This window comes from Pseudoalteromonas distincta (genome assembly GCF_000814675.1).
GTDB classification, from domain to species: domain Bacteria; phylum Pseudomonadota; class Gammaproteobacteria; order Enterobacterales; family Alteromonadaceae; genus Pseudoalteromonas; species Pseudoalteromonas distincta.
In genome coordinates, this window is the sequence record NZ_JWIG01000010.1 from 22,576 (window position 1) to 39,378 (window position 16,803).

Consider the following 16,803-nt stretch of genomic DNA (forward strand, 5'->3'; position numbering starts at 1 on the left):
TGATCCACAACTGTTGTTCAAAATCTTAGGTATTAAAATAGTATGGCGTTTGTTGTCACCGAAAATTGTATAAAATGTAAGTACACCGATTGCGTATCAGTGTGCCCAGCAGATGCATTTTTTGAAGGCCCTAATTTTTTAGCAATTAGCCCGATTGATTGTATCGATTGTGGTTTATGTGTCCCTGAGTGTTCAGCTGATGCGATATACCAAGAAGATGAGCTACCAGAGTCTCAAAAAGAGTTTACTGAATTAAATGCTGAACTTGCACTGGTCTGGCCGCGCATTACAGAGGTTAAACCTGCTCCAGAGGACGCTGATGTATGGAATGGCATAGACGATAAGCTTAAACTACTCGAAACGTAATATATAACAATTAGTTACTCCTTTATCATTAAATAGTTAATTTTTCATTTCAAAGTATTAACAAATGTACCTGGATAAATTACAATCCTCAGCTTAAGTTGCTCCTTATGAGTAATTACAGTCTAAATGGATGTTTATGCAGTACTTTATAACTATAATAAAAAAGTTTACCTTCCTATTTTTAAGTTTTGCTTTATTACTTTCAAGCCTTGATGTAGCGGCTAAAAAACAGCAAGTATCCTTATCCCGTATTGATTCAAATATCACCGTTGATGGTGTTATGGATGAGGCGCACTGGCAAAATGCAACACGTATATCTTTACTCTACCAAGATGAGCCTAACGAAAAAGGCACTCCTCCTGTAAAAACTGATGCCTTTATTTACGAAGATGGCACTAACTTATATGTTAGTTTTATTGCTGAGGATCCTAACCCTGAGCAAATTCGTGCATCACTTCGTGACCGCGATACGCTATGGGAAGACGACGTAGTTATTCTTGTTATTGATACATTTAATGATGAACGCAGTGGTTATGAATTCCATGTTAACCCGCTGGGCGCGCAAGGCGATATACGAATGACCGACACCGATGGGTGGAGTTCTGATACCTCATGGAATGCTATTTGGGATAGCGCAGGACAAATTACTGACAAAGGCTATGTTGTTGAAATGCGCATTCCTTTTAAAGCACTGCGTTTTCCTGAAAATAAAAATGAGCTAACGTGGGGTTTTTCTGTAATGAGAAACTACCAACGTGATGTGCTATATCAGCTATCAAATATGGGGTTTGATAGAAATGTGAAATGCAGCCTTTGCCAGTTTGATAAGTTAGTTGGCTTTAGTGACATTGAATCAAGTAAAAATATCCAATTAACACCTACATTAACCACACTGCGTAACGATAATAAATCTGCGTTGCCAGGTGATTGGGATAAGGGTGATATAGATACTGAAGTGGGTTTAGACTTACGCTGGGGTTTAACAAAAGATGCTGTTTTAAACGCGACAATTAATCCTGATTTTTCGCAAGTAGAAACTGACTCTTTAGAGCTTGATGTAAATACAACCTTCTCAATTTATTACGCTGAAAAACGTCCTTTCTTTTTAGATGGTGCTTCTTACTTTAAAAGTAGCTTATTTGAGCTTTTATATACACGTACAATTGCAGAGCCTACTTTAGGTGCAAAGCTGACGGGTAAAACGGGCGATCATAGTTATGCGCTAATGCTAGCTGATGACGACAATAGTAATATTTTACTGCCAACGAATCAGGGCTCTGGCTTTGCAAGCTTAAACGAAAAAACGAATGCAGCCGCAGGGCGTTATCAATATGACTTAGGTCAGCAAGGTACTATTGGTATTTCAAGCACGCACAGAGAAAGTGATGACTATCACAACACTGTATTATCAGTGGATGGTAGCTACTGGTTTAATCAATCGGATACTCTTTTGTATCAAGTATCATCTGCTGATACTCGTAACTCTGAATTTTTAATTCAAAATTATAATCTATCCGAAACTCAATCAGATGAAGCTTATGCTCTAGAATTTACCCGCGATAAGCGTGATTACAAATTATTTGCATCTTATGAAAATATTGGGCAGGACTACCGCACTGATTTAGGTTATCAAGCTAAAGTCGATTATGAAAAAGTAGGCTTTGGTGGCGGACAAACATGGTACAGAGATGAGTCTGATTTACTTACCTCATGGTCATACGAAGCTGACTGGGATAAAACGTGGGCGCAAAATGGCGACTTACTTGAAGAAGAATACGAAGGCTTTTTGAGTTTTAAAGGTCAAAAACAATCTATTTTTGAAATTGGTTTAGTACACCGTTATGAAAATTATAATGACAATTTTTATAACCAAAATATTGGTTACATTTATACAGGCTTTAAACCCACTAAAGATTTAAAGTTATCATTATATGTTGAATACGCTAGCCGCATTGATTATGCAAATGAGCAATTAGGCGATGCGTTTGACACCCAAACCCAAATGGTGTGGGACATTAACGACCATTGGCAGCTCGATGTAAAACATAACTATAGCCAATTAGATAACCCACAAGGAGAGCGTGTATTTACAGCTAACTTAGTTGATTTTAGGCTTCATTATAAATTTAGTATGCGTTCAATCCTTAAGCTTATTTTACAATTTGAAGATATTGATAGAGACGAAAATGCCTACTTTTACCAAGTGAGTCAAATTAACAAAGACTATGGTAGTCAGCTTGTTTACTCATATAAAATTAATGCACAAACGTTGTTTTATTTGGGTTACTCAGATAGAGGTTACCAAGACGATTCACTTAAAAATATTGAGCGGGATCAACGTACCTTATTTACAAAAGTTAGCTATGCATGGCAGCTTTAAATATTAATAATAACTTTATTAGCGATAATTCCTACTAGTTTGAGTAGCAATGCATAATGCGCAAGAATAATTTTTTAAATGATGTACAACAGCGGAGCAAATGCGATTAAGGTTGAGTAAATATAAGTACTTAAAGCTGTAGTGGTGAGGCATAGATTAATGCGGCAGAAAAAACAACAAAGCTTATATACCGAATGTATTAAATTTTAAACAATTGAAACGTTTTTGTTTATTTTTATTAATCCCACCTATAGTATATATAAGATATAGTTAATCAATCCGTTATTGTTACTTTAATGGCTTAGGGTTATATCAATGCTTGCGTAGTACTAAATGCAAGCGATATAATCCGTTTTTGGTAATAGGTTTAAGGGAGAAGTAAGGTAAATGGATTTTTTTTATGAGTAAACTTAAGCCGCTTGGTTTTATTTTCTTAGTCATAATTCTATTTTGTTTCTGCATAAATATAGAGTTAACTAATCAGATTAACCGTATAAACCTATTTCAGACTAATATTGATATACGAAGTTTCGAGATCACGAATACCTCCCTTGATATGGCTCCTTGGTATAATCCCATTTTAAATGGCCATTATATAATTAAGCAGCCAACAGCTGATTTTTTACTTATTAAAACCACTGATACCCAATTTGTAGCCGCTGATTCTAATAAGTTAATCATGATGACGCTCGCATCACCCATGAACTTTTTATTTTTATGTATATTGATATTTGGCTCAGGTATCTACTTACGTAGAGAACGTAGAAAACGTCATTATAAAAATCAAATAGCGGAACTCAACCGCCAAGCCAATAGCTTACTTACTGCATTTAATTTACAAGTTAAACCGGCAGAGAACCCTTTAGGTGTAAGCAGCTTAAGCCAATCTATAAATAGCTTAAATTCACACGTAGTTAATTATGTAAAACAAACTCAAACAAGTATTTGTCAAGACAAACTGACGCTGTTAATTGACCGCCATGCATATATTGAACACATAGACAGACAAATAAATCATGCGAATCAGGAAGATCTCAAGTGTGCGCTTCTATTTATCGACTTAGATGGCTTTAAACAAGTAAATGACTCGTTTGGCCACAGTTTTGGTGATGAAATATTAGTTCAAGTGGCCAGTCGACTTGCAAATGTTTTACGTCACCATAAGTTAAGTAATATTAATAGCACTAACCAATTAGAGCAAAATTTATCAAGGTTAGGAGGAGACGAATTTTCCATATTTATAGAATTACTTGATGATAGCGACAGAGTTGTTGAAATTGCAAAACACGTGCTAAGTGAGCTTGAAAAAGATTTTGTGCTTGGCAATAAAATAGTAAAAATTAGTGCCAGTATTGGTATTGCAGCTTACCCAGAAAGTGCGTCAACCCCACAAGCACTTTTACAATTAGCTGATGTTGCTATGTACAGAGCTAAGAGTGATGGTAAAGGAATATTTAAAGTTTACTCGCCAGAAATGGGTAACAAAATGCGCCGCTACCATTATTTACTCGAAGAATTGCGTTTAGCGCTCGCGTGTAAAGATTTTTACTTATCTTTTCAACCAATTGTGCATGTTGAAGATTGTATGATTGATTATTTTGAAGCGCTTACACGCTGGGACCACCCTGTTGAGGGTATGATCCCACCTTCAGAATTTATTCCAATAGCAGAAGAGTCGAATTTAATATTAGAGCTTGGCGATTGGATTATGCTTGAATCCTGTCGGCAAATGGCCGCATGGCATAATGCAGGTATGCGCAAAGTAAAAATATCAGTTAACGTTTCGGGCATTCAGTTAAAGCACCGTGATATTTATGATTGGATAATGAATAAGCTCAAAAAAACCGGCTTACCGGCGACGTCTTTAATGCTTGAAATTACCGAATCAACATTTATTCAAGCCAGCCCTAGAATAATTAAAGAGCTAAGTAGATTAAGAGAAGAAGGCATCACTATTGCAATTGATGACTTTGGTACAGGTTTTAGCTCGTTAAGTACATTAGCGGATCTACCAATTGATGTTATTAAAATTGATCGCTCGTTCATAGCTCAAGCCAATAAAAGTCAAAAATATAACGATATATTAAATACAATTAGTGAGCTTGGGCAAAAGCTGGGCCTTAAAATTGTAGCTGAAGGCGTTGAAGAAATAGGGCAGTTTGAGCTTGTTAAAAAAATGGGGGTGAGTTCAGTTCAGGGGTATTTAGTGAGCCGTCCTGAGTCATCAGTTAATGTAGGCAATAAAGTATTACGTAATAACACCAGCAATCTTTCTGCATCGGGTACAAGTGCGTGGGATATTGTTAGCTAGTTAGTTATTTATTTATTTTACAAATAAAAATGCCACTCTAAATAGAGTGGCATTTTTTGTTTAATCAGTAATTAATGTATTAAAGATCAAATGTGCGTGAAACAGCAAGTACAATACGCTCATCAGCATAATCGTAATCTAAGCTAGTGTTTTCAGCAGCCACTTCAATACCAAAACCTTCGTAGCTTGTTTGATAAGCTAGGCGGTAGTGCTTGTACGATTTTTTCTGGTTTGTATCCCAAGCCCACTTCTCACCATCAAGTGAGTTTGAAATATCAAAACTTGCACGTAATGCGTGATTTGGAGCTAGTTCATAAGTGTGAGCAACCATTGAAATTACATGACCCGCACCTGTTCCAAAGTAATCCCAGCTGTACCAAAAGTTAAGTTCAGTTTGGCCGTATTCACTTGCATAACCAAACTTAGTGTAAGCTTCAGCGTAGTTACCGTCACTGTTATTACCTTGATAAGTGTAATAAGCGATACCGTAATCAACGCTAAATTGCTCATCAAGTTGTACATATTTACCTAAGTAAGCATCAAGCTCAAAATCAGTATCGTCACCAAAATCTACGTTTGAGGCCCAAACACCAGCGTAAACACCACTATCAAAGGCATAATCTAAGCTGCCTTGAATTGCAGGGTCGCTATCGGTCTGTGTTACACCATTAAAAGTGTAGTCAGACGCTGCAGTGATTGTTGTTGACCAATCAGCTGCTGCAGTTGTTGATAAAAGTGCAAATGGTAGTGCTACGACAAGTTGTTTTAGTTTGTTATTCATTATTAATCCCTAGTGTACTGTGTCTATTTTTGTGTAATCAATTGCGTTTGCTTTTGGTGAGCTATCTATATTCGTTACTGTTTTAAATTTACTGTAACCAATAAATGCTGCACAGATAAAGAACAAGCCGATAACTAATGCGCCTACCCACTGAATTTGTAAAAATTCTAATTTAAACAATAGTGTAAGTAGTGATAGAGCAACAACATTTCCGATTATGTATTTCATTTTGCCAAAACGCTTTACGGTAAAGTTTAGGTTATCTGTATATAAACGCACTAACGAATCAAGTGAGTTAATTACAAATACAATACCTACAAATACCATAGCGAAGTTTTTAATACCTTGAGTTGGGATGCCCGCTTCATGGTAGTGATAAAGTACGCTAAACCAAATCGCGATAGGAATAGAAGGGAAAATCAACATAGCACCTAATACTTGGTATGTTTTAAGTCCACCAACAAAGCGTGATGTAAATTGACCAATCATTATACTCCACGCAAACCACCAGAATAAGTAAAACTCATGGTAATCATTAAGCGGTAAAACAAATTCATTAATGTTTGCAAAGTAAGTACCAATAGAACCTAAGTTATCTGTAAATGCTGACATTTGACTATCACCTATCACAAATGCGCCAGCCCACATAAAGGCGATTAAAGCTAAGAATAACCACGTAGTAGAAATACTTAAAATACGTACATATTTAATATCAGTACTTGAATACACAGCAAAACAAATAGCCGCGAATACAATTAAATAAAACTCAGAAACTATACTTGTTCCATCGCCTAATTCGGGTAAATACCATGGTAGGTTTGTAAGCAGTAAATAAGCGGTAAATGCACATGTACCAATAATTACAACGTTATTGATAAATTTAACCCAAGGAATTTCGAAAAATTTCACTTTAGGTTCTATTACACAGAAATAAAAGCACGTAAGAAAGTAAAATCCCCAGATCAAAAATCCCCAGTAGCCAAACTCAATAGCCAGTGGATTTGCAAACGCGTATTCTGGGCTTGCTTTTATGTCTGCATAACCTGCAAACTCAGTTAAAGGAAACATAATAAGGCCAACATCAAGGCCAGAAGTAAATAGTATTGCTATAAACGTAAAGGTTCGAACTGGTGTTACACCTACTACGCGAACATTACCCCATTTAATTAAAATAGTGATAATAGCAAGTAAGGTAAAAATGATGCCTGCATTAAGCCAAATAGTCATTGTTACCCTCCAATAATGAATAAAAATAATTCATAAGCACTCCGTATTTTATTGTTTTATTCTCGCATTAACACAACGTAACCTATTTACATCGTGTGCCACTGCAAGGCACGCAATGGTTTAGCCCGACGAGGCTAAACCTGAGCATGTGGCTAAAGTTAGATCTCCGAACTACGTTGTGTTTCTTGCCAATTTGTTGTTATGGCAACATTCACATCCGATTTCTGTAATGGTTCTTTACCTAAAATTATGTCAGCTGCTTTTTCAGCAACCATAATAGTAGGCGCATTCAAGTTTCCGTTAGGAACTGTTGGGAATATAGATGAGTCAACAACACGTAGTCCTTCAATACCATGTACTTGCGTATTTGAATTAACAACGGCCATATCATCTTCACCCATTTTGCATGAGCAAGAAGGGTGGTAGGCACTTTCTACGGCTTGGCGTACAAAGGCATCTATTTCTTCATCTGTTTGAATATGTTTACCTGGTTGAATTTCTTCATCGCGGTATTCATCAAAGGCACTTTGTTCGATTATGTCGCGTGTTAAGCGAACGCACGCTCTAAAGCCTTCAATATCGTCTTGGTGTTCAAGGTAATTAAATAAAATGGTTGGTGGTTGCTCAGGGTTCGCAGAAGCAATAGTGACACTACCACGACTTTTTGGTTTGTTATGACCAACATGTACCTGAAAACCATGACCTGCAAATGCACTTCTACCATCGTAACGCATAGCCGCTGGTAAAAAGTGATATTGAATATCTGGCCATTCAACACCTGGTTTTGAGCGAATAAACGCACACGATTCAAAATGATTCGTTGCACCTAAACCCGAACGCGTTAATAACCAGCGCGCACCAATCAACCCTTTTGAAACAATGCCTAGTTTGCCGTTAAGCGTGATAGGTTGCTTACACTTGTATTGAAAATAAAACTCAAGATGATCTTGTAAGTTTTGACCTACACCTGGTAGATGATGCTGTACTTCAACGCCTGCTTTTTCAAGCGCTTGAGTATCACCAATACCAGAGAGTTGTAAAATATGTGGAGAGCCGATTGGGCCTGCACTTAATATTACGTCTTTTGCAGCATGTGCAGTTTTAACGTCGCCATTTACTTTGTATTCTATGCCTGTGGCTTTTTTACCATCTAAAATCACGCGCTGTGCTAGTGCACCTGTAATAATTGTTAAATTACTACGCGATTTAACAGGGTCTAAATACTCACGCGAAGCAGAGCTGCGCACGCCGTCTTTTACGGTCATGTGCATTGGGCCAAAACCCTCTTGCTGCGATGCATTATAATCATTTGTAGACGCGTAACCGGCTTGTACACCTGCTTTGATAAAGGTGCGGTAAAGCGGGTTTTTCATTTCGTTGCCGTTATTAACGCCAAGCGGGCCTTTGCCACCACGGTAAGTATTTTCACCAAGGTAAAAGCTTTCTGCTTTTTGAAAATACGGTAAACACGATTGGTAATCCCAGCCGTTTGCACCGTGTTGCTGCCATTCGTCAAAATCTTTTGCGTGGCCACGTACGTATACCATGCCGTTGATAGATGACGAGCCGCCTAATACTTTGCCTCGAGGACAATGCATTTCACGGTTATCTAAATGAGGCTCAGGCTGCGTATGAAACTGCCATGCGTATTTGTCACTATTCATAGGAATAGATAACGCGGTTGGCATTTTTATAAAAATACTTTTATCACTACCGCCAGTTTCAAGCAGTAACACGCGGTTACTTGAATCTTCAGATAAACGGTTAGCTAAAACACAACCCGCCGAACCCGCGCCAACAATAATATAGTCGTAATGATTACTCATAGTAGGGCGCCTTAAAATGGGCTTTCTATGTCGGCCATACCAACATAAATAGACTTAGTTTGCGTGTATTGATCAAGAGTTTGTATACCATTTTCACGGCCAATGCCCGATTGCTTATAACCGCCAACTGGCATTTCAGCAGGTGAGTTACCGTATGCATTAATCCAACAAATACCAGCTTGTAACTTATGAATAACGCGGTGCGCACGTTTAATATCGCTAGTAAATACGCCTGCGGCTAAGCCTAGGTGGGTTGCGTTAGCGCGTGCAATAACATCGTCTTCGTCGTCAAAAGCAAGCACGCTCATTACAGGGCCAAATATTTCTTCTTTAACGATTGTCATATCGTCGTTGCAATCAATGAACACAGTTGGTGCTACAAAATAGCCATTAGGTGCAGATTCAGGTGAAAGCGTTGTACCACCAGTTAATAGCGTTGCACCTTCTTCGATGCCTTTATTAACGTAGCTCATCACTAGTTCTTGGTGCTTTTTAGAGATAAGTGCGCCAAAATTTGTATTTAAATCTTGTGGGTCGCCAGCAATAATGTTTTTCTCAGTGCGCGCTTTAAGCTCATCAATAAACTGCTGATATACATTTTTATGAACGTAAATACGTGTACAGTTAGTGCAAATTTCGCCTTGCGTATAAAAGTTACCTAACATAGCAGCGCTAACCGCTTGCTCTATGTTGGCATCATCAAATACTAATAGTGGAGATTTACCACCAAGTTCCATCGTGACATCTTTTAACGTACCGGCAGCACTCGCGACTACTTTTTTACCTGTGCCTACTTCACCCGTAAACGATACTTTATCAATATCGCTATGCTGCGTTAGCCACTGGCCTACATCGCCTGCGCCTTGAACAACATTAAACACACCTGCAGGTACACCAGCTTCAACAAATACCTCTGCAAGTTTAATAGCGCCAAGTGGTGTTTCTTCAGATGGTTTAAATATAAATGCATTACCAGCAGCAAGGGCTGGGCCCGACTTCCAACATGCAATTTGTAGTGGGTAGTTCCATGCACCTATACCCGCACAGATACCTAATGGCTCTTTACGTGTGTAGTAAAAGTCCTCACCAACCATTTGTTGTTGGCCTACTTGTGCTGGCGCAAGGCCTGCAAAGTATTCAATTACATCAGCGCCGGTTTCAATATCAACACAATTAGCTTCTTGCATTGGTTTGCCGGTGTCGAGTACTTCTACAAGTGCTAGCTCATCATTGCGCTCGCGTAAAATAGCCACTGCTTTTAATAAAATACGACTACGTTCAATAGGTGTCATTGCTGACCACTGAGCAAAACCTTGCTTTGCACTGGCAATGGCTGCGTTTTGAATAAATTCATCGGCAATTTCTACTGCGTAAATAACCTCACCCGTTGCTGGGTTTGTTACATCAAATGTTTTGCCGCTCTGGTTTGCAAGAAAATGGCCGTTAATAAAATTTTGATAGACAGGTGTAGTCACGCTAGGCTCCATATTGCTTGATAAGTGAAAGTACATAGCTTTTTGCTAACTTTTCACTGTGTTTAAACTGATTATTGTCTGATTTACTCAGTACTGCTCTTAACCATAGGCCATCGATCATTGCGGCGCTAAGTTCTGCAGCTTGATTTGCTTGCTCAATAGGCATTAATTGCTTAAAAGAAAATGCTAAATTACTTTGCAAGCGTTTACTGTTTACGTTTTGTAGTCTGTGTAATTCTTCATCATGCATCGATTGCGCCCAAAAACTTAACCACGTTCGGGTTGTATCATTACGCTGTTGTACAAGCGCAAAGTTGGCTTCGATAATAAACATTAAACGCTCAATGGCAGTGGTTTGATGATTTACTTTACTTATTAAGCCTTGCTTTAAGCTTGTTAGTAAGTATCTAACCGTGGCTTCAATTAACCCCTGCTTACCACCAAAATAATGACTAATGATGCCTGACGATAAACCTGCATTTTTACTAATGCTGTTTATTGTTGTGCCTTGTAGTCCCTTAGTAGCAACTGACTCTATAGTTGCGTCAATTAGCTGCTGACGTCTGACAGGTTCCATTCCGACTTTAGGCATAATTTTTATTAATTGAACGTTCAATAAACATAAGCTTAAGGTAATAGCTCTAACAATTCAAGGCTGAAGTAAATACCTAGATGCCAAAATGTAGATTAATCATTAATAAAAGAGCAATTAATAGGACAAAGAAGATGTGGTTTTTATTTGTTTAATTTCATTTAAAACAGTGGCTTGAGAATTTAATTTTTAAATTCAATAATAGTAATGATTTGTTTACAGTAATAAATGAATAAAATGTCAAAAAACCATTAGAACAATAATAGTTAGAGTACTAATAGTATTATTTTGATACAAAAGAGCACTAAACCTGCAATTGCTTAGTGCTCTAATAAATTTATATGGAGAGTAAACTTTGTGGTTTTATCGTTTTAAAGCGCTTGGTATTGAAAGGTCAGGCATTATTAATAACGCCTTTAAAAAGTAGGGGGTAACGTCTTAGTCTATTGCCAATGTAGTCATCAGCTAAAATTTGCTGGCAAATGAAATCAATATCTTTGCTTGCTTCAAATACCCAATCAAAGCGTTCTATAGCCAGTAAAAAACCACGCTTTAAATGAGTTTGAGAACGGTACTGTTCTAGGTTGTCTTGAATAATAGAGACTTTACTTGGATTAGCTTTAAGCTCTTCTACTACTTGATTAATAAAAGTAGTATTGAGCTTACTGGTCGGGCGGTGTCTTAGTTTTCGTGGGTGCATTAGCTCTCGTTTGCAATGTTATATAATTTTTTCAAAAAGTCGTCTTTATGCTTTTCATGTTCGTAGTCAAGGTGGTAAGTATTATGAAAACCAAAGCGCAGTTCTACGCCGCTACCTTGTAGATATACGGTGTAACCGTCTACGTCTGAATATGCAGTAACTCCCTGATAATGTTTGCCTTCATCAGTCATTTCACCTTTTTGAATTATGCGTTCATATACGGCTAAAATCTGTTTATTGTCGATTTCGTTTTTCATGTTTTATACCTTTTATTAAAAAGCTAATACGATATAGATATGAGGGTCGATCATCTTAAAAACAATAGCTAAAAAAATGTGATATTGCTTTGTAATTTGGCCTTTTTAAATTATGCTCAAAATTCATTTATTGTTGAGCTTACACCATGATAGACAAGGCGTTACTACTAAAAACTCGTGAGTTATCGGATCAATTAATTGCATTGCAAACGCCTATTAGGATACTCGATGCTATTAATTGGGATAAACAAACTAAAGAGGAGTTTTTTAGACAAAAATGTCAAAAAAATCCACTGATCGATCGTGCATACTATCAACAGCGCGATCTTGGTTTTGTACCTAGCGAGTTACGCCAAGCGTTTTCTACTTTGCACCGTAACATTATTAACCAATTGGGGCAGTTAAATCCCATAGCTCAATACATGGGAAAAATGTGCACAGAGTATAAAACAGTATTAAGTATGCTTGAGTATCGTGGCACACCAGAGTTTCATGACTTATCGGTGGAGTTATTTGGTCACCCTAAAGATTTATTTCATGCTGGTGAGCCCTCACTTTCTGAGCTAGCTAATATGCTAGATAAACCGCTGCAAAATTTACTTATAGCCGACATACTGCCTGACGACCCTAAAAATATTGATGCTGTTGATGCAGTGCGTATTTTGTCTGAGCAAGTAACCGCTAGTATGGCAGGCATAAACGTAGAGGTAATGCTTAGCGATGGTATTGTTAGTGATGCAGCCGCAGGTGCTAATAATATAAAGCTTAATCAAGATGTTAAGTTTTCGCAGCGTGAACTTGATATCTTAGAAGTTCACGAAGGGTGGATACACGTAGGTACCACTCAAAATGGTTTAGCTCAGCCTTATTTAACGTGTTTGAGTAAAGGTACGCCAAGCTCCACTATTACCCAAGAAGGTTTAGCGGTACTAACCGAAATTATTACTTTAAAATCGACTCCAAGGCGTTTATCTAAATTAGTGAATCGTATTCAAGCCGTTACAAAGGTAATAGATGGCGCTGAGTTTGTAGATATTTACCGTGATTACGTAGCGCAAGGTTTATCAAAAGATGACAGCTACACACTTGCGCAGCGTGTATTTAGAGGCAGTACGCCAACAGGCTTGCCTTTTACAAAAGATATTGCCTACATTAAAGGCTTTGTACTGGTTTATAACTTAATACGCGTTGCAATACAGCTTGGACGAATCGATAGACTCCCTTTATTACTGGTAGGTAAAATATCGATAGATGATTTTAGATTAATATCGCAGCTTCATGATTTAGGCGTAATAGAGAGCCCACAATTTGTGCCACCACACTTTAAAGACTTACGCGGTTTGGCAACTTGGTTGAGCTTTGGCCGTTTTATTGGCGACTTGTCGTTTGAAAAGTTAGAAAACGATTATAAACCGCTATTTTTATAATTCATCAATATAACTTATCGACACATCGACATAAAAAAAGCCCATAACGGGCTTTTTAAAATAAGGTACTTTAGGTTTTGCTATCGAGCGTTGGTGCTTTCAAATATTTTGTCAGCTGAGGCTGCAACAAAACCAGTATAAAGCTCGCCGTCTGCTTTAGGGTAACGAATAGCAAACTCATAAAAGCAGCTAGGAATACTCATGTCACCGTCACTAAAGGTAACAGAGTATTCATCAGCAAGTGTTGACGATTGCTCTAGTAACACCTCTGGTGAGCCTTTAACTTCGCCGCCTGATGTATTAAGTGAAAAACCTGCATTTTTTAGAGCTTGGTTAACATCATAAATGTTATCAAACTTAGCAAGCGTATTAATATTTACGGTAAAGTGATTGGCACGGTAACCCCACGCCGACATCCACGCTGCATATTCGCTTTCAGCTAGCAGTTGTTTATAAGTATCAGTGCTTACTTGCCAATGCGTGCCTGAATACAAAAAGTTCTCTGCTGTTACTGCGCTTTCATCAATTTTGTCAACCATGTCGGTTACGATGGCTTGTAACTCAGGCGAGCATTTTTCAACTAATAGTTCAGAGATAAATACTTTTGGCTGATTAGGATCGCTATGCTCATAGTGTTTTGCGTAAAGTTTTTTAGCTTCAAAGTGGTACTCACCACATTCTTTGTAACCAATTGCTAAAAAGTGAGCTGCGAGCTTTTCAAGACCCACTTTTTCAATATTAAATGTACGCAGCGCAATATGATCGTTAATGATGTCATCTTTTTGCGTTGAACCTAAAAGGTCATGAATTTTATCTGCCGATGGAGTTACGTTTAAGTAGTTTTTCCAAAGGCTCTCAAATAATGTGTTTACATCAGTATGCATGTTAAATCCTTAAATCTAAAATTTTGGTTTTATTGCTTATTCAATTATCAAGCCTGGCGCTAGGGTTTGCGGTAAGCTCACTTTGTCTGACTCAACAGATGCTACAGGGTATGCGCAATAATCAGCGGCGTAATAGGCACTTGCTCTGTGATTACCACTGGCGCCAATACCGCCAAATGGAGCTGCACTTGAGGCACCCGTAATAGGGCGGTTCCAGTTAACAATCCCTGCACGAATACGCTTTAAAAAGTGAGTGTAATCATCTTCACTGTCGCTAAGTAAACCTGCAGATAAACCAAAGCTTGTGTTGTTAGCTTCAATGATTGCGCTGTCAAAGTCGTTGTAACGATACACTTTAATAAGCGGTCCAAAATGCTCTTCATCTGGCATGTCAGTAATGCTTGTTACATCAATAATGCCAGGGCTTACAAAACCTGTGCCTGGTTTTAATTGCTTAAGTTCAACAAGGATTTGTGCACCTTTTGAGACTAATTCACTTTGCGCGGCAACCATACCCAGTGCTGCTTTTTCGCTTATCATTGCACCCATAAAAGGCTGCTCTGTAGCAAAACTGTCGTCTACAACTATGTTTTTAGTTGCGCTTATTAGCTTTTCTAAAATAGCATCGCCATTGAGCGACTTTTCAATAAATAAGCGACGTGCACACGTACAACGTTGACCTGAGGTAATAAAGCCTGATTGAATAATATCGTGTACAGCGGCGCTTATATCGCTCACATCTTTTACAATAAGAGGATTATTGCCGCCCATTTCAAGTGCTAAAATTTTGCCAGGGTGTCCTGCAAACTGTTTATGTAATAAGTGACCTGTGTTTGAGCTACCGGTAAAAAACAAGCCATCTATATCTTTATGAGATGCAAGTGCTTTACCTGTTTCAATTTCACCTTGGACAAGGTTGATAACACCCGCTGGCAAACCTGCTTTTAACCAAAGTGAGAGGGTAAATTCTGCAACGTGCGGCGTCAATTCTGATGGCTTAAATACAACAGTATTACCGGCTAAAATTGCAGGAACAATATGCCCGTTTGGTAAATGCCCCGGAAAGTTATACGGGCCAAAAATAGCCACAACGCCATGCGGTTTGTGTCTAATAAACGCTTTAGCACCGGGCATTGAGTTTTCGGTTGTACCTGTACGCTCATGGTACGCTTTTACAGATATAGCTATTTTGCCTGTCATTGCGCCCACTTCGGTGCGGGTTTCCCATAATGGCTTACCCGTTTCGCGTGCAATAATAGTAGCAAATTCTTCGCTGTGTTCTTTTAATTGTGCTGCGAAGTTTTCTAAAATGGCGATACGCTCTTCAAGCGGTTTGTCTGCCCATTGTAATTGCGCAACTCTGGCTGCTTTTATAGCAGAACCTACTTGATCAGCGTTTGCGCCATTACCTTGCCATACCACATCGCCATTACTAGGATTGATTGACTCAAATGCTGGACCAAGTCCCACATGCCACTGGTTATTAATTAGGTGTGTATTCATAAATTATTTACAGGCGGAAAAATCGCGCTGCATCTCCTTGGCTTAAATTAAGCGCATTAGCCACATCTTGGCTAATGACGAGGGTATGTTTTGCATGATTGTAATGTGCGTCTTTGGTAAATGTTGCTCTAAAGCCACTTACGCCTTGATTACATACAGCCAGCGTATCAGAGCTATTTTGTGATATGTGATCAAGCTCACCAATAGTAATAGGGCAAACTTGAGAGTCGCGAATGCTGCGAATATTACCAAGCTTTGCTTCAACCGTTGGGCCTGCATCAAATAAGTCAACGTAGCCTCTGTGCTCAAAACCTTCTTTTTCTAATAATTTTAGCGCAGGTTTCGTTTTTTCATGCACATGCCCAATCACTGCTTGGGCTTTTTTACTAAGCAAGTTCACATAAATAGGGTATTTAGGCATTAACTCGCTAATAAACACCTTATCGCCTAAGCCAACTAAGTGATCCGCTTGTGGAAATTCGATACTAAAAAAGTGCTCTTGTAGCCATTGCCAAAAAGGAGAATGACCGTCTTCGTCGCTAACACCGCGCATTTCTGCGATAACAGTATCGGCAAAACGCTCGCTGTGCTGAGCCATAAACAAAAAGCGTGAACGAGATAAAAATCGACCCGTTAGGCCTTTACGGCTATTTTCGCGCAAAAATAATGTACATATTTCTGAGCAACCAGTGTAGTCGTTACACATGCTTAAAATATCAACGGTGTTATATACATTTAAAGTAGGCGAGTGGTGTACTGTTTTACCCAAATGATAATGATATAAAGGCACCGATAAACCTACTGCGGCTTCTATAGCGGTTGTGCCAATAACGTCACCTGTTTCACTGTCTTCTAAAACAAATAAATAGCTTTCATCAAGTGGCTGGTTAATGTTTTTTGCAAAGCTTTTTTCAGCACGTTCAATTTTTTCTTTAAGCTGTGTATCGTCCACAGGTAAAGAGGTAAACCCATGACCGGATTCAATCGCTATTTGTTTAAGCGCGTCAAAATCATTGGCAGTAATAGGACGTAATACTTGCATTTATTGCTTGCTCCAATAGCACGCCTGTAGGC

Annotated in this window: 14 protein-coding genes; 4 read left to right on the top strand and 10 right to left on the bottom strand. The window is 38.4% G+C overall.

Translation table 11 applies throughout. From position 1 onward, the window contains the following. The first annotated feature begins 42 nt into the window (after window positions 1-42). The 3 genes from fdxA (at window position 43) to QT16_RS07215 (ending at window position 5,057) form a co-directional block, all read left to right on the top strand. Window positions 43-366, top strand: a complete 324-nt coding sequence (gene fdxA, locus QT16_RS07205) for a ferredoxin FdxA (RefSeq protein WP_002958626.1) — start codon at window positions 43-45, stop codon at window positions 364-366. 136 nt (window positions 367-502) lie between these two features. Then, entirely contained in the window at window positions 503-2,746 is a 2,244-nt protein-coding gene (locus QT16_RS07210; RefSeq protein ID WP_039487765.1) for a carbohydrate binding family 9 domain-containing protein, read from the top strand. A 400-nt stretch (window positions 2,747-3,146) separates the two neighbouring features. Further along, window positions 3,147-5,057: a putative bifunctional diguanylate cyclase/phosphodiesterase gene (locus QT16_RS07215; RefSeq protein ID WP_039487578.1), complete on the top strand. Its 1,911-nt coding sequence runs from the start codon at window positions 3,147-3,149 to the stop codon at window positions 5,055-5,057. Window positions 5,058-5,136: 79 nt separating this feature from the next. Here QT16_RS07215 and QT16_RS07220 read toward each other — a convergent pair whose 3' ends face one another. From QT16_RS07220 to QT16_RS07250, 7 genes are all read right to left on the bottom strand, one after another. Further along, window positions 5,137-5,838, bottom strand: a complete 702-nt coding sequence (locus QT16_RS07220; protein WP_024603578.1) for a TorF family putative porin — start codon at window positions 5,836-5,838, stop codon at window positions 5,137-5,139. Between the two features lie 9 nt (window positions 5,839-5,847). Continuing rightward, window positions 5,848-7,065, bottom strand: a complete 1,218-nt coding sequence (locus tag QT16_RS07225; protein ID WP_002958621.1) for a BCCT family transporter — start codon at window positions 7,063-7,065, stop codon at window positions 5,848-5,850. Window positions 7,066-7,223: 158 nt separating this feature from the next. Then, window positions 7,224-8,891, bottom strand: coding sequence for a choline dehydrogenase (gene betA, locus QT16_RS07230; protein WP_039487583.1), 1,668 nt, complete (start codon window positions 8,889-8,891; stop codon window positions 7,224-7,226). A gap of 11 nt (window positions 8,892-8,902) precedes the next feature. Further along, the gene (gene betB / locus QT16_RS07235) at window positions 8,903-10,366 is read right to left on the bottom strand and encodes a betaine-aldehyde dehydrogenase (protein WP_039487768.1); all 1,464 of its coding nucleotides are present in this window, start codon (window positions 10,364-10,366) and stop codon (window positions 8,903-8,905) included. Window position 10,367: 1 nt separating this feature from the next. Next, window positions 10,368-10,943 carry a transcriptional regulator BetI gene (betI, locus tag QT16_RS07240; RefSeq protein ID WP_052201234.1) on the bottom strand — a complete coding sequence of 192 codons (576 nt, stop codon included), beginning with the start codon at window positions 10,941-10,943 and terminating at the stop codon, window positions 10,368-10,370. A gap of 409 nt (window positions 10,944-11,352) precedes the next feature. Then, a complete protein-coding gene (locus tag QT16_RS07245) occupies window positions 11,353-11,658 on the bottom strand; it encodes a hypothetical protein (RefSeq protein WP_002958617.1) in 306 nt (101 codons plus the stop codon). Continuing rightward, window positions 11,658-11,915 (bottom strand): DUF3081 domain-containing protein, encoded by a 258-nt coding sequence (locus tag QT16_RS07250; RefSeq protein ID WP_002958616.1) that lies wholly within the window; start codon window positions 11,913-11,915, stop codon window positions 11,658-11,660. The genes QT16_RS07245 and QT16_RS07250 overlap by 1 nt, the downstream gene beginning before the upstream one ends. A gap of 146 nt (window positions 11,916-12,061) precedes the next feature. Here QT16_RS07250 and QT16_RS07255 point away from each other — a divergent pair, with 146 nt between their 5' ends. Beyond that, window positions 12,062-13,342, top strand: coding sequence for a flavohemoglobin expression-modulating QEGLA motif protein (locus tag QT16_RS07255; RefSeq protein ID WP_002958615.1), 1,281 nt, complete (start codon window positions 12,062-12,064; stop codon window positions 13,340-13,342). 80 nt (window positions 13,343-13,422) lie between these two features. Here the strand turns inward: QT16_RS07255 and QT16_RS07260 are convergent, their stop codons facing one another. From QT16_RS07260 to astA, 3 genes are read right to left on the bottom strand one after another with little or no spacing between them, the layout of a single operon-like run. After that, window positions 13,423-14,226 (bottom strand): DUF1338 domain-containing protein, encoded by an 804-nt coding sequence (locus QT16_RS07260; RefSeq protein ID WP_039487584.1) that lies wholly within the window; start codon window positions 14,224-14,226, stop codon window positions 13,423-13,425. A gap of 36 nt (window positions 14,227-14,262) precedes the next feature. Then, complete coding sequence (gene astD / locus QT16_RS07265; RefSeq protein WP_039487586.1) at window positions 14,263-15,729, bottom strand: succinylglutamate-semialdehyde dehydrogenase; 1,467 nt, start codon at window positions 15,727-15,729, stop codon at window positions 14,263-14,265. A 7-nt stretch (window positions 15,730-15,736) separates the two neighbouring features. After that, entirely contained in the window at window positions 15,737-16,771 is a 1,035-nt protein-coding gene (astA, locus tag QT16_RS07270) for an arginine N-succinyltransferase (protein ID WP_039487594.1), read from the bottom strand. Between the last annotated feature and the right edge of the window lie 32 nt (window positions 16,772-16,803).

Excerpts from the sequence above, each read along its gene's own strand:
- fdxA (WP_002958626.1), top strand. The coding sequence starts at position 43 with ATGGCGTTTGTTGTCACCGAAAATTGTATAAAATGTAAGTACACCGAT.
- QT16_RS07210 (WP_039487765.1), top strand. The coding sequence starts at position 503 with ATGCAGTACTTTATAACTATAATAAAAAAGTTTACCTTCCTATTTTTA.
- QT16_RS07215 (WP_039487578.1), top strand. The coding sequence starts at position 3,147 with ATGAGTAAACTTAAGCCGCTTGGTTTTATTTTCTTAGTCATAATTCTA.
- QT16_RS07220 (WP_024603578.1), bottom strand. The coding sequence starts at position 5,838 with ATGAATAACAAACTAAAACAACTTGTCGTAGCACTACCATTTGCACTT.
- QT16_RS07225 (WP_002958621.1), bottom strand. The coding sequence starts at position 7,065 with ATGACTATTTGGCTTAATGCAGGCATCATTTTTACCTTACTTGCTATT.
- betA (WP_039487583.1), bottom strand. The coding sequence starts at position 8,891 with ATGAGTAATCATTACGACTATATTATTGTTGGCGCGGGTTCGGCGGGT.
- betI (WP_052201234.1), bottom strand. The coding sequence starts at position 10,943 with ATGGAACCTGTCAGACGTCAGCAGCTAATTGACGCAACTATAGAGTCA.
- QT16_RS07245 (WP_002958617.1), bottom strand. The coding sequence starts at position 11,658 with ATGCACCCACGAAAACTAAGACACCGCCCGACCAGTAAGCTCAATACT.
- QT16_RS07250 (WP_002958616.1), bottom strand. The coding sequence starts at position 11,915 with ATGAAAAACGAAATCGACAATAAACAGATTTTAGCCGTATATGAACGC.
- QT16_RS07255 (WP_002958615.1), top strand. The coding sequence starts at position 12,062 with ATGATAGACAAGGCGTTACTACTAAAAACTCGTGAGTTATCGGATCAA.
- QT16_RS07260 (WP_039487584.1), bottom strand. The coding sequence starts at position 14,226 with ATGCATACTGATGTAAACACATTATTTGAGAGCCTTTGGAAAAACTAC.
- astD (WP_039487586.1), bottom strand. The coding sequence starts at position 15,729 with ATGAATACACACCTAATTAATAACCAGTGGCATGTGGGACTTGGTCCA.
- astA (WP_039487594.1), bottom strand. The coding sequence starts at position 16,771 with ATGCAAGTATTACGTCCTATTACTGCCAATGATTTTGACGCGCTTAAA.